At 72.2% G+C, this 6,447-nt stretch carries 2 protein-coding genes and 2 pseudogenes; 2 read left to right on the plus strand and 2 right to left on the minus strand.

What is annotated here, in order from left to right; translation table 11 throughout:
- Positions 1 to 227: pseudogene (locus ACH47Z_RS46705) on the plus strand (histidine triad (HIT) protein); the annotation flags it as partial.
- A gap of 451 nt (positions 228 to 678) precedes the next feature.
- Positions 679 to 1,008 (plus strand): annotated as a pseudogene (locus ACH47Z_RS46710) (metallophosphoesterase); the annotation flags it as partial.
- A gap of 393 nt (positions 1,009 to 1,401) precedes the next feature.
- On the opposite strand, the gene ACH47Z_RS46715 reads toward ACH47Z_RS46710, so the two are convergent.
- Together ACH47Z_RS46715 and ACH47Z_RS46720 are read right to left on the minus strand one after the other, a co-directional pair.
- Entirely contained in the window at positions 1,402 to 4,173 is a 2,772-nt protein-coding gene (locus ACH47Z_RS46715; RefSeq protein ID WP_399086597.1) for an AAA family ATPase, read from the minus strand.
- 594 nt (positions 4,174 to 4,767) lie between these two features.
- Positions 4,768 to 6,447, minus strand: a 1,680-nt coding sequence (locus ACH47Z_RS46720; protein ID WP_399086600.1) for a KR domain-containing protein, incomplete at its 5' end; no start/stop codon positions are given.

A 6,447-nucleotide genomic window follows, 5' to 3' on the forward strand; every position in this document is an offset into this window, starting at 1 on the left:
TCCGGACCGTCGGCGCCGCGATCCATCGCGTGTACGCGCCCGCGCAGATCAACTACCAGTGCATGAACAACTCCGTGGCGCACGTGCACACCCACGTGCTGCCGCGCTACCTGGACGACCCGGGCCCGCGCACCATGCTCCCGGACCAGGCATTCGCCACCGCCCGCTCACTCGCCCCGGCCGAGCTGCTGGCCCAGCTCGGCCGGCTGAAGGCGGCGCTGCGGTAGCGTCCGGTAATTCCCGACCCGCGCGGCGTGCACCCAGCAACCTCGCGGCAGGCATCGCCGATCTCGGCGGTAGAGGGCGTTGACTTCGAGGAGCTGGTCGATGTGGGCCTCCGAACCTGGCTCGACCTCGTCCCGCAGGACGGTGACCTGCGACCTTGCCTCCTCGCCCGGCCCGCGATCGCCCCGACCGCTACCAGCCGCTCCTGGCCGCCGTACGTCTTCCGCAGGCCGAGAACCCCCTGGGCGGCGCGGAGCTTCGGAGCCGCCGCTCCGCAATGGCTCGCATCAGCCCTCCAGTACTCTACTCGTCAAGACCCACGCGGCACTTGAGGAAGGAGACACGGCTGGAAGCCGCCTGAGCAAGGGCCATCGCGGCCGGCGATCCCCCCTACCGCACCGTCAACGGCATCCTCCTCGCCGGCACCGAGGCCGAGCCCGAGACCAGCGGAGACGCGCCCACCTCGCCGGAGCCTTGAGCGGCGCCGACCCTGACCTGCCCGTCCTGCTCTTGGCACACCAGCCCAAGTTCGTCGACCGGGCGGCAGCCGCCGGCATCGACCTCCAGCTATCGGGTCATACCCACGGCGGCCAGATCTGGCCCTTCCACCACCTGGTCCGCATCGACCAGCCCGCCCTCGCCGGCCTCAGCCACCACGGCACCCGCACCCACCTCTACACCAGCCGCGGCACCGGCTTCCGGGGGCCGCCGTTCAGCGTCTTCGCCCCCAGCGAGATCACCCTGCTCGTGCTACGCAGCCCGCACCTGCCCACCTTGCCGTAGCCCTGGGCGGGCCAACACATCCGCTGGGAGGTGTCCTCGAGCCGAGGGGTGCGGCGCCGACAGATGACCAGGCCCGTCTCGCCGAGGACAAGATCCGGGCCATTCCCGGGCCGAGGGCCTCAACGAGCCACACGTTGTCACGTCGATATGACGGCGGCCCGCTGCCCGCTCCCGCCCCCCCGTACACCGCTGGAACCGTGCGGACGAACACGCTGCCCTGCGGGTCTGCGCCGGGTCCCCGACGAGCGTCGTGGAGCACCTCCGCGGCATGCCGGTGGGCCAGCTCGGTCACCGCCGGATCATGCTCAGACCGCTGAGACATACACCTGGTGTGGGGCGCCCGATCGACGCCGCCCTGCCCCGGAAGGGGCGGCGCGGCGGACGCGCGTCGCGTCAGGAGGCGAGGCTGGCGGGCAGCTCGCGGCGGTGGCGGATGTTGAGCTTCCGGTAGGCCCGGGTGAGGTGCTGCTCGACCGTGCTCACCGTGACGAAGAGCTTGTCGGATATCTCGCGGTTCGTATGGCCCCGGGCGGCGAGCGAGCACACCCGCAGCTCGGCCTCGGAGAGCACGTTGGTCACCATGTCGTCGGCGGGCGGCAGGGCCCGCGGCTGTTCCGCCTGCGCCCCGGAGGCCGGCTTGGGCATCAGCGACGAGCACAGCCCTTCGGCCCCGCACTCGTCGGCCATCCGCCACGCCTGGCGGACCAGCAGGCGGGCCTGCGCCGCCGCGCCCTGCCGCTGGTGTGCGCGGCACAGCTCGACCAGCGTCAGGGCCAGCTCGTAAGGGTCCCCGGCGGACTGCAGCATGTCCACCGCCGTGCCCAGCAGTTCGATCTGCTGCGACGGCGGCCGCGCCATGGCCTGGACCCGCAGGGCGACGCCGAACGTGCGGCGCTGGGCCCGCTTGACCAGCGCGAGGTGCTCGTCGGCCAGCCTGCTCGCGTGCTCGCGCCGGCCGCGCTGGAGCCACACCTCCACGGCACCGGTACGCCACGGCGCCAGCGTCGGTGAGTCCAGGTCCCACTCCTGCGCCTTCTCGCCGCACAGGATGAAGTCCGCGAGGGCGGCGTCGTAATAGCCCGTGGCCAGGTAGTGGCGTCCGCGTGCGTAGAGGTAGTGCAGCCCGAAACGGGTCTCGAACAGGCCAGGCGGGGCCGGGCTGTTGACGAGTTCGGCGCTGGCCGCGTGGTCCCCCATCGCGGTACGGGCCTCGATGGCGGTGGCCAGCGGCATGCCGATCTCGACACCCCACGCCTCCACCGACATGCTCCGCAGCGCGGCCTCCGCCGACTCCGCCGCGGTGCGCAGCGCTCCACTGCGCAGAGCGATCATCGCCCGCGTCGAGGTGAAGAGAGCGTGCCAGGTAGGGGCGCGGCGCTCGGTCGCGGCCGTCTGGAGCTGACTGCACCAGGTGGCCGCCGACTCCAGCCGGTCGGCGTAGACCAGCGCCGCGATGGCCGAGTTCAGCGAGCTGATGGTGTCGTCCTCGGCCGGGAGGTGCTGGAGCACCCGCTCCGCCTCGGCCGCCAGCACGTCGTCGGGGCCGCGCTTCAGGACCGCCCACAGCGTATGGATGGCGGACAGCCGGGGGCGCCCGATCTGGAGCGAGGATGCCTGCTGGTGCGACGCCGGCGCGACATGGCCCGCGAGCTGCTCGTACACGCCGGGGTAGGTGAACGCCAGCCACAGCCGGGTCACGTTCAGCTCCAGCGTGAGCTGGTCCCCCGGTGTCTCCCCCTGGTGCCCGGAGAACAGCGGCCCGCCGATCTCGATCGCGTCGGCGACCCGGCCCTGCATCAGGAGCCGGTGGGCCACCTTGAGGCGCAGGGCGCCCGGCAGATCGCCGGTCCTGGCCGGCCCGACCAGGGACAGCATCATGCGCGCGGCGGCCTCGGGCTGGTCCCGCCACTTGATACGCGCCAGGTGCGCCTTGATGACGTGGCTCTGGCTGCGGTCGTGACAGCAGCTGTCGGCCAGCTGGAGACACTGCACCGCCAGGGACACCCGGTCCTCGCGGAGCGCCTGCTTGGCCGCGTCCATCAGGAACTGCGGCGCCCAGTCGTCCTCCACCGTCCCGGCCGCGATGAGGTGCTGCGCCACCACGATGACGGGCGCGCCGTCGCTGCGCAGCAGCCCGGCGGCCCGGTGGTGCAGCCGCGACCGGTCCGTGGCCGACATGTTGTCCAGCACGGCCGAGCGGATCGCCGGATGACGGAAGCGGAGCCCCTCGATCAGCCGTGACTCGGTGAGGATCTCCATCGCCGAGTCCACGTCACACTTCTCCAGGCCGACCAGCTGCGCGAGCAGCGCCGGCGAGCCGGCGCCGTTGGCGACCGCGAGCCCCCGCGCCACGCGCAGCCCGTTCGGGCCGCTGCGGCGGGTGCAGGCCACCGACGCCTCGCGGAACAGATCGGCGGCGACCGGGCTGTAGCCCGTCTCGGGGTGCGCCTGGCGGGCGGTGTGGTCGCTCACGAGGGCCTGCGCGAGCAGCGGGTTACCGCCACTCATCGCGTAGAACCCCGGCGCGTACTGCTCCGCGGCCGCCTGGCCGAACCGGTCGGCGATCAGTTGGGCCATGCCCTGCGCGTCAAACGCGCCCAGCCGGACGTGTACCACGCCCGGCCGGCAGGCAAGTTCGGCGAGCACCCCTTCGCACGGCGCGGCCCCGGACGGGCCGAGCGTGAGGAGGATGGTGACCTGGTTCCGCCGGCAGCGCCTGATGAGGTAGAGCAGGCAGGCCAGGGACTCGGAGTCGACATGCTGGATGTCGTCGACGCACAGGACGACGGGCTGGTGCGCGCTGAGTTCGACCAGCAGCCCGTGGTACGCCTGCATGGCCTGGGCCGCGCCTGCCTCCAGGCCGAGTTGCGACCACTCCTCCTTGGCGCGCTGCAGCTGAGCGTGGAGGTCTGTCTCGGTACCGGCGAGTTCGGCGCTCTGGAAGAGCTGTTCCACCACGGCGTACGGGATCGCGCTCTCCACCTGCGAGCCGACGGCCCCGAGCACCATGTACCCGCGGTCCGCGGCCCTGGCCACGACGGCCTCCAGCAGCGTGGTCTTCCCGAACCCCACCGCGCCGCTGATGATGCCCGTCGCACCGGTTCCCTCAGCGCATCTGTCGAGCAGTTCTGTGAGCTGGTCGAGGCATTCGTCACGCTCCAGCATGTTCCTGAGAATTCCCTCCGAAGATCGTCGTTGCGTCCCGCAAGGACTCCGCTCGGGCCGGGGCCCGGTCACCCGGCGACTCCGGACCCCGGGTTCAGCGGACCTGATCGCGGGAGCGCGGGTCGCTCCGACGGCGAGAAGGCCACTCGCGAGGCGGCCGACCGGCGAGGTGACGATGGCGTTCCGGGCGGTGACGTGACGTGGCCGACGCCCGTCGCGGAGGCCGTCACTGACACGTCGGTCACCTTTCGGTCGATGTGAGTCCCTTGTGCTGATCAAGAGCCTGCCGAGCCCAGCTCAAAGACGGGTCAAGATCCGCGCAAGGCATGGAAGAAACCGATTCACCTGGGCATAGACACTGAGCGAGGTTTGCTCACCCGTATGCGAGATGTCCTTACAGGTCTCTGAAGGGCGCATCGACGCGCGGCCTCCTCACGCAGGTAACTCGATCGCGCGTACCGGACCGCGATCTCGTGCGCATGTCCGAGATGCTCACGCCGACCGCGCGCAGCCGGGCCGGCGCCTCCGGCACACGGCCGAGCGGCGGGGCCCCGGATGTCCGGGCCCCCGCCGCTCGCCGACAGGCCGGGTCGGCTAGCCGGCCTGGCCGGTCACTCCCGCCAGCCACTCACGTACGGCCGCCGCGGTGGTGGCCGCGAACTGCCGGTCCATGATGCTGAAGTGGTCGCCCGGCACGTCGATGACCGCCGAGGCCGCCACCGGCGTCTGCCAGTCGGCACCGTCCTCGGCCACCACGGGCTCGGAGGCGCGGACCAGACACGACGGGACGGTCAGCTCCTGCGGCTCCCAGTCGAGCAGCAGCTCCCCGCAGATCCAGGCCGAGGCGGTGATCTCCTCGATACGGAACCCCTCGTCGGCCTGGCGCCGGTCCAGCGAACGGGCGCGCTCCAGGCCGACCCGGGCCATCTCGTTCTTCCACCGCTTCAGCACCGGGCTGTTCATCGGGTACGAGTCGAGCAGCACCACGCCCAGCGGGTCGTTGCCCCGCCGGTGCAGCTCCCGCGCGATCTCGTGGGCGAGCACGCCACCGGAGGACAGACCCGCGAGGGCGAACGCGGAGTCACCGATGTAGTCCTGCACCGCGTCGGCCAGCGTCGCGATCAGCACCTCGCCGCTCTCCGGCAGCGGGGCGTCCGCCGTGAACCCCGGCGCCACCAGGGCCGAAACCTTCCAGTCGGCGGCCAGCTCGGCCGCGAACCGGTTGTAGGCCTGCGGCCCGTTCAGGGCCAGCGGCGGGCAGACGCAGACCAGGTGGGGACCCGTGTTGTCCCCGGCGGACAGCCGCACCGGCACCGGCCGCCGCTCCAGCTGCGCGGGGTCGCCGTACCGGGGACGCAGCCTCGCGGCGCTGAGCGCGAACTCGTCACCGAGGTCGGCGCGGCCGTTCTCCAGCGCGTTGAGGTAGAGATCCTGCATCGGATCCCTCGGCGCCCGGGCCTCGGGCTCGGCGGCGACCGGACCGGCGTCACCGAACTCCGCGCTCAGGTAGCCGGCCAGGCTGGCCGCGTCCGGGTAGTCGAAGACGAGCGTCGCCGGGAGGGACATCCCCGTGGTCGCCTGCAGGCGGTTCCGCAGGTCGACCGCGGTCAGCGAGTCGAACCCGAGCTCGCGGAACTCCTTCGTGGTGTCCACCCCGTCACCCGGCGCGTGACCCAGCACGAGGTCCACGTGGTCGGTCACGAGCTGGAGCAGGTACGCGTCCCGGGCCTCGGCGTCGGGCAGCGCCGCCAGCCGGCGGGCGAGGTCGTCCGGACCGGCCTGGTGGTCGCCGGCGGCGCGGCGGGCCGGCTGCCCGGCCAGGACGCGCCACAACGGCGGCACGTCCGTCCGGCCCCGTACGGCACCCAGCTCCAGCCGCGTCAACGCCACGGCCGCCTGCGGGCCGGCCAGGGCCTCGTCGAACATGGCCAGGCCCTGCTCGACCGTGAACGGCGGGGTGCCGGACGCGGTGATACGACGCATGTCCGCATCCGACAACCCGCTGGTCAGACCCGCACTCTGCACCCAGGGACCCCACGCCATGGACACCGCGGGCAGACCCTCCTGACGGCGCTGCTGCATCAGCGTGTCCAGGAAGACATTGCCCGCCGCGTAGTTACCCTGCCCCGCACTGCCCAGCACACCCGCCAGAGAGGAGAACACCACGAACACCGACAGATCCCTGCCCGCCGTCAGCTCATGCAGATGCCAGGCGGCATCCACCTTCGGAGCCAGCACCCGGTCCAGCCGCGCGACATCCAGCGAGGTCACCAC

The sequence above is a fragment of the Streptomyces sp. NPDC020192 genome (assembly GCF_044388685.1).
Classification (GTDB): Bacteria; Actinomycetota; Actinomycetes; order Streptomycetales; family Streptomycetaceae; genus Streptomyces.